General features: G+C 38.7%; 11 protein-coding genes. 6 read left to right on the plus strand and 5 right to left on the minus strand.

Going from position 1 to position 12,750, the window contains the following annotated elements; translation table 11 throughout:
- Positions 1-30 precede the first annotated feature (30 nt).
- Positions 31-480: a hypothetical protein gene (locus tag FHT21_RS20380; RefSeq protein WP_167296540.1), complete on the minus strand. Its 450-nt coding sequence runs from the start codon at positions 478-480 to the stop codon at positions 31-33.
- 426 nt (positions 481-906) lie between these two features.
- On the opposite strand from FHT21_RS20380, the gene ahcY reads away from it, so the two are divergent.
- On the plus strand, positions 907-2,223 hold the full coding sequence (ahcY, locus tag FHT21_RS20385; RefSeq protein WP_167296541.1) for an adenosylhomocysteinase: 1,317 nt from the start codon (positions 907-909) through the stop codon (positions 2,221-2,223).
- Between the two features lie 299 nt (positions 2,224-2,522).
- On the plus strand, positions 2,523-2,864 hold the full coding sequence (locus tag FHT21_RS20390) for a DUF6370 family protein (RefSeq protein ID WP_167296542.1): 342 nt from the start codon (positions 2,523-2,525) through the stop codon (positions 2,862-2,864).
- Between the two features lie 119 nt (positions 2,865-2,983).
- On the opposite strand, the gene FHT21_RS20395 is transcribed toward FHT21_RS20390, so the two are convergent.
- The 3 genes from FHT21_RS20395 to FHT21_RS20405 all read right to left on the minus strand — a co-directional run bounded on the left by FHT21_RS20395 (position 2,984) and on the right by FHT21_RS20405 (position 6,294).
- The gene (locus FHT21_RS20395) at positions 2,984-3,964 is read right to left on the minus strand and encodes a polysaccharide deacetylase (RefSeq protein WP_167296543.1); all 981 of its coding nucleotides are present in this window, start codon (positions 3,962-3,964) and stop codon (positions 2,984-2,986) included.
- 307 nt (positions 3,965-4,271) lie between these two features.
- Entirely contained in the window at positions 4,272-4,652 is a 381-nt protein-coding gene (locus FHT21_RS20400) for a GtrA family protein (RefSeq protein ID WP_167296544.1), read from the minus strand.
- Between the two features lie 4 nt (positions 4,653-4,656).
- On the minus strand, positions 4,657-6,294 hold the full coding sequence (locus FHT21_RS20405) for a glycosyltransferase family 39 protein (RefSeq protein WP_167296545.1): 1,638 nt from the start codon (positions 6,292-6,294) through the stop codon (positions 4,657-4,659).
- An 83-nt stretch (positions 6,295-6,377) separates the two neighbouring features.
- On the opposite strand from FHT21_RS20405, the gene FHT21_RS20410 reads away from it, so the two are divergent.
- The 4 genes from FHT21_RS20410 (at position 6,378) to gcvP (ending at position 12,097) form a co-directional block, all read left to right on the plus strand.
- Positions 6,378-7,094 (plus strand): pyridoxine 5'-phosphate synthase, encoded by a 717-nt coding sequence (locus tag FHT21_RS20410; protein WP_167296546.1) that lies wholly within the window; start codon positions 6,378-6,380, stop codon positions 7,092-7,094.
- Between the two features lie 129 nt (positions 7,095-7,223).
- On the plus strand, positions 7,224-8,114 hold the full coding sequence (locus FHT21_RS20415) for a DMT family transporter (RefSeq protein WP_167296547.1): 891 nt from the start codon (positions 7,224-7,226) through the stop codon (positions 8,112-8,114).
- 174 nt (positions 8,115-8,288) lie between these two features.
- A complete protein-coding gene (locus FHT21_RS20420) occupies positions 8,289-8,852 on the plus strand; it encodes a hypothetical protein (RefSeq protein ID WP_167296548.1) in 564 nt (187 codons plus the stop codon).
- A 368-nt stretch (positions 8,853-9,220) separates the two neighbouring features.
- Complete coding sequence (gcvP, locus tag FHT21_RS20425; protein WP_167296549.1) at positions 9,221-12,097, plus strand: aminomethyl-transferring glycine dehydrogenase; 2,877 nt, start codon at positions 9,221-9,223, stop codon at positions 12,095-12,097.
- Between the two features lie 236 nt (positions 12,098-12,333).
- On the opposite strand, the gene FHT21_RS20430 is transcribed toward gcvP, so the two are convergent.
- Positions 12,334-12,651, minus strand: a complete 318-nt coding sequence (locus tag FHT21_RS20430; RefSeq protein WP_167296550.1) for a DUF4157 domain-containing protein — start codon at positions 12,649-12,651, stop codon at positions 12,334-12,336.
- Between the last annotated feature and the right edge of the window lie 99 nt (positions 12,652-12,750).

Below are 12,750 nucleotides of genomic sequence, written 5' to 3' on the forward strand. Positions count from 1 at the left end.
TATTTTATCCAACTAATAATAAAAATTTTATCAATGTTTAAGTGGTTTTGCATCTATTGTGGTCTGCAGAGAACCGTTGGACGAATTCTTGGCTGAAGCTAGAAGTCCTGTTGTAATTTTACCAACTGAGAAAGATCTCCTGATAACGCAATTAAATCTCAATCTTGAAGCTGCAAAATTAGAGGACCAAGTAAGCTTCAAATCTTTGACAGGCCCATTTTTGTCGAAATCTAATTGTTCTCCAGCACCAAGATTGCTGCCAGAAATTTTCTCGATTTGGGTTGATCCATCTGGTTTGGTAAAACTTATTTCAGCTTCGAAATTTTCAGGCAGTGATGTTGGTTGTACCCAGTTGTTTTGTCCATCAAGGTAGCCAATTTCAACTTCGTAAGCTATAGTTACATAACTTGATTCGTTCGGATATTTTTTGCAGCCGAATAGAGAAACTGCAATTAAGAGGGGCGTTAATATTTTTTTCACGGCTAAAATTAGTCATAAATTACTGGCTAATCCAAAGCTGACTAGGAATTCAATATCGATTCTTCTGATACTTGGTTTATTATATTTTCTTTTTAAATTGCCATTTGTCTTAATTAGTTGTAAATCAAAGTTTTATTTTAAGTTGTTCTCGGGTTTACAAACGGAGCACAGTTTTATGTAATCTAAACCTGACAGGAACGGCAGCTCTCAATTGAAAATTGGGACTATAGTGGATGGCAGGGCCGAAGCTGAGCTAAGAACTACAGGACTTGCTTTTCAAAAAATGGCTAAGACATGCAGTATTGGAGCTGGTGGTGAAAAAATAGAAGTACTATTTTACAATCTGTAAACTTCCTTGCACTTTTAATTATTTGGCTTTCACAAAGGGATGTGGTAACTTTGCATCACATTTAAAAACAAATAATTATGTCATCAGTAGAGACAACTTATATCCCTTACAAAGTTAAGGACATTTCACTGGCAGAATGGGGCCGTAAAGAAATCGAATTAGCCGAAGCAGAAATGCCAGGTTTAATGAGCTTACGTAAAGAATTCGGTCCATCACAACCGTTAAAAGGTGCGCGTATTGCAGGCTGTCTGCACATGACTATCCAAACGGCTGTATTAATCGAAACATTGGTGGCCCTTGGTGCTGAAGTTACCTGGTCATCTTGCAATATTTTTTCAACTCAGGATCACGCTGCTGCTGCAATTGCTGCTGCTGGCATTCAGGTTTATGCCTGGAAAGGTTTAAACGAAGAAGAATTCGACTGGTGTATTGAGCAAACTTTACACTTCGGTCCGGAGCAGCAACCATTAAACATGATTTTGGATGATGGTGGCGACTTAACCAATATGGTTTTCGACCGTTTCCCTGAATTAATTGCGAACATTAAAGGTTTATCAGAAGAAACCACTACCGGTGTTCACCGTTTATACGAAAGAATGAAAAACGGAACATTGCACTTACCTGCAATTAACGTAAACGATTCGGTTACCAAATCTAAATTCGATAACAAATACGGTTGCCGTGAATCATTGGTTGATGCGATCCGTCGTGCTACTGATGTAATGATGGCTGGTAAAGTGGCTGTTGTTTGTGGTTATGGTGATGTGGGTAAAGGTTCTGCAGAATCGTTAAGCTCGCAAGGTGTACGCGTTATTGTTACCGAAATTGATCCGATCTGTGCTTTACAGGCTGCAATGGAAGGTTATGAAGTTAAAAAACTGGCTAATGCCATTAAAGAAGCAGATATTGTAGTAACCACTACCGGTAACTGTGATATCGTTCGCGAACAACATTTCAGAGCATTAAAAGATAAGGCAATTGTTTGTAACATCGGTCACTTTGATAACGAAATCGATATGGCTTGGTTAAACGGTGCTTATGGCGATACCAAAGTGGAGATTAAACCTCAGGTTGATAAATATACCATCGATGGTAAAGATGTAATCATCTTAGCCGAAGGTCGTTTGGTTAACTTAGGCTGTGCAACTGGTCACCCAAGTTTTGTAATGAGTAACTCATTTACCAACCAAACTTTGGCTCAATTAGAGCTTTGGACCAACACTGGCGCTTACGAAAACAAAGTATATACTTTGCCTAAACATTTAGATGAAAAAGTTGCCCGTTTACACTTAGAAAAAATCGGTGTAGAATTAGATGTTTTGGATCAACACCAGGCTGATTATATCGGTGTACCGGTAGAAGGTCCTTTCAAAGCAGATACTTACAGGTACTAGTCCTGAGTCTTCAGTCGAGAGTCTGAAGTCGATATTATGAAGAGGGATGTGCAAATTGCATATCCCTTTTTTTTATTCCCCTCTCCCCGGGGGGTGCCTGCAAGGCAGGGTGTCACTAAAGCTTAGGTGAGTTTCTTGTTTTTTAGAAAACGTTGGTTCCTGTTCTCTTCGGAGGTTTCAGTCCTGCTGTACACTTTATCCCGATGGAAGAATCGGGATGCTCGTCCCCATCAGGTTTATTTTACGGCAGATTGTGATTCTTTTGCTGCGGAAAACTTACATTTGAAAAAAGAAAAGAGATGAAAAAGTTAATATTTGCATTAGCTCTTGGCGTATTTGCAGTTTCTGCAAATGCTCAAACCGCTCCTAAAAAAACTGAAACAGCAAAAGTAATCACCAAACAAACGGTAGATATTGCCTGTGGCGAATGCCAGTTTAAAATGAAAGGTAAAGATTGCGAGTTAGCAGTGAAAATAGATGGTAAATCTTATTTTGTTGATGGAAAAGGGATTGATGATTTTGGCGATGCACATAGCGAACATGGTTTTTGCAATGCCGTAAGCAAAGCAGAAGTTACAGGCGAAATTGTGAATAACCGTTTTAAAGCCAAAGAAATAAAGTTATTACCGATTAAGAAATAGTTTTACCGCAAAGAAGGCAAAGCTTTTCGCAAAGAGCGCTAAGCTGGATTGAAAACTATCTGAACCAAGCTTTGCATGCTCCGCGCTTTCCCTCCGCGTCCTTTGCGGTTAAAAGTAGGTTATTCAAATTCCTTTTCCAATCCCTGTCTTAAATCGAAAAGCAGCCATTGTTTGTTTTTTACATCGGCCTGTTTGGTTTTTAAAAGCTGGATAAAATCTTTCACACCAATTTCTTCATTTCCATTGCCGTGGATCAGTACAATGCTACCCGCAATAGGCTGCTGCCCTTTGGCCAGCCAGGCGTCACTTCCAATTGGAATTAATCCGTAGGCTTCAATTTTTTCGACAATGGTCTTATCCGATACCAAGCCAGGGAAACGGAAAAATACAGATGGCGTTAATCCATTTTTGAGCATTAGTTTTTCATTTTCCAATACCTCTACATCTAAATTGGTGCCCGGTGCAAGTAAAAAATTCTCTGCCAATGGCAGCTTATTTACCTCATGGTTGTAGGTATGGTTTACCCAGGTAATGTTCAGTTCCTTTTTCTCAACCAGACTTTCCAGCCAGTTCAGGTCATCCTGATGTTTAAGCATCCATTTACCAGAAACCGAAATCGCGAGCGGCGCAGGCTGTTCTATTTTTTTAAATTCATCGAATACAGCCTGAAAAATAATCCTGTCTAAAGCCTTATGTGATGGACAAAGATCGATCGTTAAAGTGATCCCTTTTTCATTCGGGATGGCATGATCAATCCCCGCATTTTGAAGCTGCAGATCTTTAGCTGCAGCTGCCTCAATCGATTTGACATAAGCCGTGTTTTTGAAAATTGCCAATACATTCTGGAACTGCAAGCTGCTTGTGGTATAATTACTGGCCAGATCTACTTTCGTATCTAAAGTTTCTGGATTCACCAGCAATAAATATTTTTGATTATTTGCGGTGAAACTTCTTAATGCAATCAGGTTTTCATTACTGCGTGACGCTATGGCAAAATTAACCCTATAACGTTTAACATCATCAAAATTCTGTGCGAAAATTTTCAAACTGAAAAGGCAGATATAAAAAAAAGTGAGGAGTAAAGATTTAGATAACTTCATATTTCCTTATTTAAAATCTTTCTAATTTAAGCCAAATCCATTATCTTTACAAACATCGCCATGAACAAAGAAAAAGTAAAATTGTGGTTTAAGCGAGTGGGGCTAGTGGGGTTTTTATTCTTCCTGATTAAAGGATTAATATGGCTTGTTGTGTTCTATTTTATCGGCAAAAACGTTGCTTAATTGGTTTATTAGTTCACTGGTCATTGGTTCATTAGTCCGCGCAAGTTGCATAATTAAGTCTTCTAAATCAAGCGTTGTCCTGAACTTGTTTCAGCATCTATTTTAAAAGTATACCAAAACTTTTCTATCTAAAAGTAAACAACATATTCGCGAGGAAATTCCAAACAAAGACGATTACAATGGCGAAGAATTTGGCTAAGTAAAAATTGGTTCCGTTTTTCCGCTGATGAAAAAGATAAATGATAAAGGTGTTTAACCCTAGGCCGATTAAACTTACCACTAAAAACTTACTAAACTCGGTTGCCCAATGCGTATTGGTGCTTTCGAAAGTCCAAACCCGGTTAATCAGGTAATTATTGGTTACGGCTAAAGTAAAACCGATGGCATTAGAAATATATTTGTTTATCTTGATTTTCTCCTTGCACAGCCAGGTGGCACCGAAATCAATCGCCATCCCGAGGAAACCTGTCAATCCAAATTTTAAGATGCGGAAAAATAAATCCATCACGTTAAAGTATTTTTATCAGAAAGAAATGTTCTAGTACTTCTTCTCTTGTGTTTGAATTTAAAAATTTTGGTGTCAATTTAGTCGTATGGAAATATCTAAAATCCTGTAATATTTTTGCGGGATACTTAAATCTTACATTGTCTATGTCCCTTTTATCAACAAATAGAATTAATCCCTTTGGATTAACTTTCTCCAGTTCTTCATAACTCCAGAAATATTTAGGCTCATCTTTGGCGTAAAAATCAAAGGAGTATGCGTCGCTGTAAATAAGTACCATGGGTTTTGTCCCCGGATAATTTTCTTTCAGCCATAAACCTGCTTGCATACCAGCTTCGTATTTTAAAAGTGCGGGATAAAAGAAAGATGAAAGAAATATCATTAAACCTACCGAAGTTAATAAGGAGCGGCCAATCAGTGTTTCCGTTTTTAATCCTTTGAAAAGGATAAAAGAGGTAACAAGTACAATGATAATGATTGCAATAGCCAAGTGGTAATCCTGAAATTTAAAGAGTATGGCCAAAATGCTCAATAATATCACAATTAAAACGGATAATGTTGTTTGGATGCTCGAAAAAATACTTAAACTCTTTCCATTAAGCTTTTGTACATACCATGCCGTAATAATGGCAAACTGAGGCAGGATAATCAGGATATAATGCGGTAATTGAAATTTGGATAATGAAAACAATAGGAATGTTATCGCAGCGCTGGTCCAGATCATGATGCTTTCAGCTGGTAAATCAATCCTGTTTCTCTTTTTGAAAAGATTTACCACTGCTGTATAAAATAGTATACTCCATGGTAAAAATGCCCAAAGCGTGGTGTGCAAAAAGAATGAAATATCTCCTTTGCCTTTAATTGGGCCATTGTTGAAAAAACGACCGAATTGGCTGTCCCAGAAGAAGAATTTTAAGCCGGAAACGCCGGTTTTTCCGAACACTACTTTTTCAGGATGTAAGTCAAACTGAACGTATAAAGTATATAGCTCTGGAATAATAAAAATGAAAATCAGTACAATGGCCAGCCACCATTTTAGTTTCAACAACTGTTTAAACTGCCTGGTTAATAGCCAATAGATAATAAAGCCTCCAAAAACAGGAATCAATACGAATATGCCTTTAATCATAATTGCGCAGGCTGCGAAAAAAGAACCTGCAACAATATGCCAGAAAGCGTGGTAATGTGCTTTATAATAATGATAAATAGCCGCCAACGTAAATGTGGTGATATAAACCTCTGCCCGGACGTCAAAAGTAGAAATGAGGATATGCAACGAACTTAAAAAAATCAGTGTACTGATTAATCCTGTTTTTTCGCCATAGATATCTCTTGCGAGTTTGTAGACATACCAGGCACCTAATAATCCGAATAAAAAGGATGGAAGTTTATAAGCGAAGGCTGTAATGCCGAAAATTTTAAATGATGCTGCGGCCAACCAAAAGGTTAAATGTGGTTTATCCAGCCAATCGGCACCGCGTACATAAATGTTTACCCAATCGTTCCTAAGCACCATGTTTTTGGCTATAGACGCATAAAGCGCAGAATCGGGTTCCATTACGCCACCAAAAAGCGCCAAAACACTAACCAGTGCAATCAGGACAATTAAAATTTTATATAAGGCGGTGTCTTTCAAATCCATTTACAGGAAGCAAATATGAGCAAAAAAAAGTCAAATTTTTTCAAGGTTTAAGATTAACAGGGGCAAAGCATTATCTTTGCTGCATGACAAAGTTATCGGTTAACATCAATAAAATTGCTACACTCCGCAACAGCCGTGGCGGTAATAATCCTGATTTGGTTAAGGTTGCATTGGATTGTGAACGTTTCGGTGCACAGGGCATTACGGTGCATCCCCGCCCAGATGAACGACATATCCGCTATCAGGATGTTTACGATTTAAAAGCAGTTATTGCTACTGAATTTAATATTGAAGGAAATTGTAAGGAAGATAAATTTGTTGATCTGGTTTTGGCCAACAAACCTGCGCAGGTTACTTTAGTGCCCGATGCAGAGGGCCAGATTACATCAAACCATGGTTGGGATACCCTAAAACATAAAGATTACCTGAAAGAAATGGTTGCCGTTTTTCAAAAGGAAGGCATCCGTGTTTCAATTTTTGTAGATCCTGTGGTAGAAATGGTTGAAGGTGCTGCGGAAACCGGAACAGACCGGATTGAACTATATACCGAGGCTTATGCACATAATTATTTTGCCGACCGCGAAAAGGCTGTAGTGAGTTATATTGCTGCTGCACACCATGCCAACAAATTGGGCTTGGGAATTAATGCAGGCCACGATCTTGATCTGCACAACCTGCATTATTTCGCTCAAAGTATTCCGGGCCTGCTGGAAGTTTCTATCGGTCATGCTTTAATAAGCGATGCACTTTACTTAGGTTTAGAAACTACCATTCAGAAATATTTACAACAATTGGTTTAGTTTTTTAACCGCAAAGACTGCAAAGAAAAGGGGCGCATAGAAACGCGAAGCCATGTGCAGAGATTTTAATTAATCTTTGCGCAGTTTTGCGAAATGCTCTGTGTCCTTTGCGGTTAAATATTAAAATTTATGTTAAAAGGAATTCTCCTTGTTTTTTTTGGTGCCTGTAGTTTTGGTATCCTCTCTACTTTTGTTAAACTCGCTTACCATGAAGGTTATACTTTAGGCGATGTTACAGGCGCTCAGGCTTTTTTTGGGGCCGTAATTTTATGGGTATTATTTTTCTTCCAAAGTAGAACCGCAACTTATAAAGCTAAAGTGCTGCCTGCTAAAACACCCTGGTGGCTAATGATAATTTCAGGCGCCTGTACAGGTCTGGTCAGTATTTTTTACTATCAATGTGTAAAACTTGTACCTAACTCTGTTGCCATTATTTTATTGATGCAGTTTATCTGGATAAGTATTTTACTGGAATACCTCATCTTTAAAAAGAAGCCCACAGGCTTGCAGCTCTTGGCAATCTTATTGGTATTAGGTGGAACTGTTTTAGCCAGCGGAATGGCGGAAACAAGTATCAAGAGCATGGATTTAAAAGGGATTGGTTTCGGTTTATTGGCTGCAATTTCTTATGCAGGCTTTTTGCTGCTGAGTGGCCGGATTGGAAATGAATATGCTCCATTGCAAAAAAGTGCCTTAATGATTACCGGTGCCTGTATATTGATCTTCATTATCTTCCCGCCAGTATTTTTGTTTAATGGTGCTTTAAATGGTAGTTTATTAAAATGGGGATTGATTATCTCGGTTTTTGGTACGGTTATTCCGCCATTATTTTATGCCGAAGGCGTGCCGAGAATAGGAACGGCCATTAGTTCTATTTTAAGTGCTGCAGAATTGCCTGTTGCCGTAATGATGGCGGGTTTTGTGCTGCAGGAGCAAGTATCGTTTTTAAGGTGGGTTGGCGTAGTGGTGATATTATCGGCAATGGTTTTGCCGAATCTGAAATATTTAAAGCGAGATTAATCTAGTTTTTTACCGCAGAGGAAACAGCGTGAAGATGCAGAGGACGCAAAACAGGGCTTTTGAAATTTATTGTTGAAGGCCCTTTGTGGTTTAAGCCTTAAAGATTAATAAACTTTGCGTTCTTTGCGGTTAAACTAAAATTAAATATCTTTAAAAAGCTTAAAGCATTTACACATGAAAAAACTTACTATTTATATTTTGTCCTTTATCATCATTGGCTTAGCCGGATGTAAAACCAAAACTACCATCAATCAGGATGAGGCCGGAGAGGTAATCACCAATTATTTAAAAGCTAACCCTGAGTATAAAACTACACGTTTCAACTTCGGGGAAATAAAATTTAACAGCACAAACGATATGTTTGAGCTTGGTAAATATAAAACTTTAGCCAGTAAAGGCTTGGTGACATTGGATTTGAAAACGGCTAAAAAGAAGTTCCTTTCAAAAGATAGCAGTTTCGTTTACCAGATTACCTTAACAGACAAAGCAAGCCCATTGGTTTTAAAGCAGGATGGTGATAAAGCAACAGTGAAAGTTGTAGAATATGTTTTAGCCGATGAAAAGCCTGTAGATTTTTCTCAGGTAAACTCGAGCACTGCAAAAGTTACTGTATCACTTAAAATGAATACAACCGATTTCGAACCATTTGATAAGGATGCCAATAAAAACAGCAATTTCATTACCAAGACTTATAAATTAAAGTTGAGTAAAGATGAAGGTTGGAAGGTGCAGAAATAGGTTGAAAGACTAAAGATAAAAGCGTATACCTAATTGCGCTTTTCAACCTATGTTTCTTGTAGTACCCGACATTTTTAAATCCGTGGTAGCGAAAATCCTTTTTGTTGGCATTAACTCAGCATTACAGGAAGTAACAAAAAGATTGAAACGTATGACGGGAACAAACTTAAATTTTAGCACAACCATTGCTTTCCAAATAATCGCTTATTTGTTAAAAATTGAACAAACGTTTGTCTTTCCTTTTGCTCATAAAATCTACCTATTTTGTCGCTTTTAAGCATAAATAAGACGCCTTTTTTACACTGATTAATAGTGAAATACAGCTTCATTTTTGCTACCTTTGCACGCAAATTTATTATTCATACCGCATGAGCTTAAATATCCACTACAAGGAAGATTTTCAAAATCGTCATATTGCTCCTAATCAGGCCGATACAGCCGAAATGTTGCAAACTGTTGGCGTAAATTCTATTGATGAGCTGATTGAACAAACTGTTCCGACAGCAATTAGGTTAAAACAACCTTTAAATTTGCCTGCAGCGAAATCTGAAACTGAATATCTTGGTGCTTTAAAACAAACTTCATTGTTGAATAAAGTTTTCAAAAGCTTTATCGGTCAAGGTTATTATGATACTATTACACCGGGGGTAATTTTACGTAACGTATTTGAAAACCCGGGATGGTACACACAATATACGCCTTACCAGGCAGAGATTGCACAGGGCCGTTTACAGGCTTTGTTAAATTTCCAAACTATGGTTATCGATTTAACCGGAATGGAAATTGCCAATGCATCTTTATTGGATGAAGGTACTGCTGCTGCCGAGGCCATGTTTATGCAGTACAGCTTGCGTAAAAATCAGGCGGCTAAAAAATTCTTCGTTTCGGAATTACTGTTCCCTCAAACGATCGATATCTTAAAAACACGTGCCAATCCTTACGGTATCGAACTGGTTATCGGCAGTCATTTGGATTTCGTAGCTACTGAAGATTTCTTTGGTGCTATTGTTCAGTATCCTGCAGGCAACGGTGAGGTTTTCGATTACAAAAACTTTGCTGCTGAATTACACAATTTAAACATTAAATTAACGGTTGTTGCCGATATTTTAAGCTTAACCTTATTAACGCCTCCGGGCGAGTGGGGGGCTGATGTTGTAGTAGGTACTACACAACGTTTAGGTATCCCAATGGGCTTTGGTGGACCGCACGCAGCATTTTTTGCCACTAAAGAAGAATATAAACGTAATATCCCAGGCCGTATTATTGGTGTAACCATCGATAGCCATGGCGATTACGCTTTGCGTATGGCTTTGCAAACTCGCGAGCAGCACATCCGTAGAGATAAAGCAACATCAAACATTTGTACCGCACAGGCATTATTAGCTATTATGGCTGGTTTTTATGCTGCTTATCACGGTCCGAAAGGATTAAAAGCAATTGCAGAACGTACACACGGTTTGGCCATCAGTTTAGCCTCTACCTTAAAAGGTTTAGGTTTTGAACAGTTAAATTCTGCTTACTTCGATACTATCCGTTTCGATTTAGGCGATTTAAAAGGTGGTATCCACTCAGCGTGTATCGATAACGAAATCAACTTAAACTATGTTGGTAATGTTGTAACTATTTCATTCGACGAAACCAGCACTTTCGAAGACGTGGCTTTAATTGCTAAAATCTTTGCAAAAGTTAAAGCTATCGCTGCCGATCAGGTTGAAGTGGTAGAAAATGTAGAAACCGTTATCCCGGCTGCTTTACAACGTACTTCAGCTTATTTAACACACCCAATTTTTAACTCGCACCATTCAGAACATGAAATGTTGCGTTATATCAAATCATTGGAAGCAAAAGATTTATCGCTTTGCCATTCGATGATTGCTTTGGGTAGCTGTACCATGAAATTAAATGCTACCGCAGAAATGATCCCAGTTACCTGGTCTCACTTCGGTCGCATCCACCCATTTGCACCTGCAGATCAGGTATTGGGTTACTATTCTGTTTTCAACGAGCTTGATAAATGGTTAAGCGAAATTACCGGTTTTGCAGCCATGAGTTTACAGCCAAATGCTGGTGCTCAGGGCGAATACGCTGGTTTAATGGTTATCCGTGCTTATCACCACGATAGAGGCGATTTCCACCGTAACGTAGCGTTAATTCCTGCTTCAGCACATGGAACTAACCCTGCTTCTGCAGCAATGGCTGATATGAAAATTGTGGTGGTTAAATCTTTAGAAAACGGTAACATTGATGTTGAAGATTTAAAAGCAAAAGCAGAATTACATAAAGACAACCTATCGTGTTTAATGGTAACTTATCCATCAACTCACGGTGTATTCGAAGAAAGTATTATCGAAATCTGCGAAACCATCCACGCTAACGGTGGACAGGTTTATATGGATGGTGCAAACATGAATGCACAGGTTGGATTAACTAGTCCGGCTAATATCGGTGCCGATGTTTGTCACTTAAACCTGCACAAAACTTTCTGTATCCCGCACGGCGGTGGTGGTCCGGGTATGGGCCCTATCGGTGTGGCCAAACACCTGGTACCTTATCTTCCAGGCCATGCTGTGGTTGATATCGACAAAGGAAAATCTATTTCTGCAGTTTCATCTGCACCTTGGGGTTCGGCTTCGATCTTGATTATCTCTCATGCTTATATTGCCATGATGGGTGCTGAAGGATTAACTAATGCTACTAAATATGCCATTTTAAACGCTAACTATATGAAAGCGCGTTTAGAACAACACTATCCGGTGCTTTATTCAGGCGCTCAGGGTCGTTGCGCACACGAGATGATTTTAGATTGCCGTTCGTTCAAAGCTTTCGGAATCGAAGTTACAGATATTGCAAAACGTTTAATGGACTACGGTTTCCACGCGCCAACCGTTTCGTTCCCGGTTGCGGGCACTTTGATGGTTGAGCCTACAGAATCAGAACCTAAACACGAGTTAGACCGTTTCTGTGATGCTTTGATCGCCATTAAAAACGAGATTACTTCGGTAGAAAACGGTACTTTCGATAAAGTTGATAACCCATTAAAGAATGCTCCACATACGGTTTCGGTAATTACTGCTAACGAATGGGATCATGCTTATAGCCGTCAAACTGCTGCATTCCCACTTCCTTATGTGTTAGAGCGCAAGTTCTGGCCATCAGTTGGTCGTGTTAATGATAGCCATGGCGATAGGGCATTAATCTGTGCTTGTCCACCGATTGAAAGTTATTTAGAAGAGATCGTTCCGTAGTTTGCCTTTCTCGTCATTGCGAGGAGGAACGACGTGGCAATCTATTTAGATAAATCATCTGCAAGTTTTATGGATTCATTTCATAAAACTTGCAGATTTTTTTTGGAAATGAGTGTCGGTTTTCGGAGGAACGACTCGGCAATCTCTGAAGATGCTATAAAACAAAAGAGATTTTCGCTGCTGGTTTAGAGATGCAAGGATCGGGGCAACGGTATTTAACTAGGCTGTTGCTTTATTTATAATTTAGCCGCTTTTGACCCCATTTCATCTGCTTCTTTTTCTAAGCTAGCATCGTCATTAACAATTGTGTCAGATTTTAATTGTACTGTTGCTTTAACCCGACCTTGTTTTTGTCCTACTACATGCCATGCCTCATGCGGTAAATGTTCTTCTTGGTCTTGAGTTATGTGAATATCAGTGCCTTGTGCATAGGTCGAAGCAGCCAATTGCGCAGGTTTACCAGAATTGAAATGAACATGAACATTATCCATCGAAATGCCCGAAAGTGCTTCAATGCCATTTTTTAAATTATCGGGTAAATTTTTCTTAGCCATGGTTACTAGCGGTTTAAATATGCACTGTTGAAATTACAGCCTGTTGCAATAAATAATAAGCTGAATAAATATAACGAGGCGTAAATTCTATTTTTCGTG

This window comes from Pedobacter sp. SG908 (genome assembly GCF_011759615.1).
GTDB lineage: Bacteria > Bacteroidota > Bacteroidia > Sphingobacteriales > Sphingobacteriaceae > Pedobacter > Pedobacter riviphilus.

What these genes read in the sequence shown, in the direction of transcription:
- FHT21_RS20410 (WP_167296546.1), top strand. Translation starts at nt 6,378, where the DNA reads ATGACAAAGTTATCGGTTAACATCAATAAAATTGCTACACTCCGCAAC.
- FHT21_RS20390 (WP_167296542.1), top strand. Translation starts at nt 2,523, where the DNA reads ATGAAAAAGTTAATATTTGCATTAGCTCTTGGCGTATTTGCAGTTTCT.
- FHT21_RS20415 (WP_167296547.1), top strand. Translation starts at nt 7,224, where the DNA reads ATGTTAAAAGGAATTCTCCTTGTTTTTTTTGGTGCCTGTAGTTTTGGT.
- FHT21_RS20395 (WP_167296543.1), bottom strand. Translation starts at nt 3,964, where the DNA reads ATGAAGTTATCTAAATCTTTACTCCTCACTTTTTTTTATATCTGCCTT.
- gcvP (WP_167296549.1), top strand. Translation starts at nt 9,221, where the DNA reads ATGAGCTTAAATATCCACTACAAGGAAGATTTTCAAAATCGTCATATT.
- FHT21_RS20405 (WP_167296545.1), bottom strand. Translation starts at nt 6,294, where the DNA reads ATGGATTTGAAAGACACCGCCTTATATAAAATTTTAATTGTCCTGATT.
- FHT21_RS20420 (WP_167296548.1), top strand. Translation starts at nt 8,289, where the DNA reads ATGAAAAAACTTACTATTTATATTTTGTCCTTTATCATCATTGGCTTA.
- FHT21_RS20430 (WP_167296550.1), bottom strand. Translation starts at nt 12,651, where the DNA reads ATGGCTAAGAAAAATTTACCCGATAATTTAAAAAATGGCATTGAAGCA.
- FHT21_RS20400 (WP_167296544.1), bottom strand. Translation starts at nt 4,652, where the DNA reads ATGGATTTATTTTTCCGCATCTTAAAATTTGGATTGACAGGTTTCCTC.
- ahcY (WP_167296541.1), top strand. Translation starts at nt 907, where the DNA reads ATGTCATCAGTAGAGACAACTTATATCCCTTACAAAGTTAAGGACATT.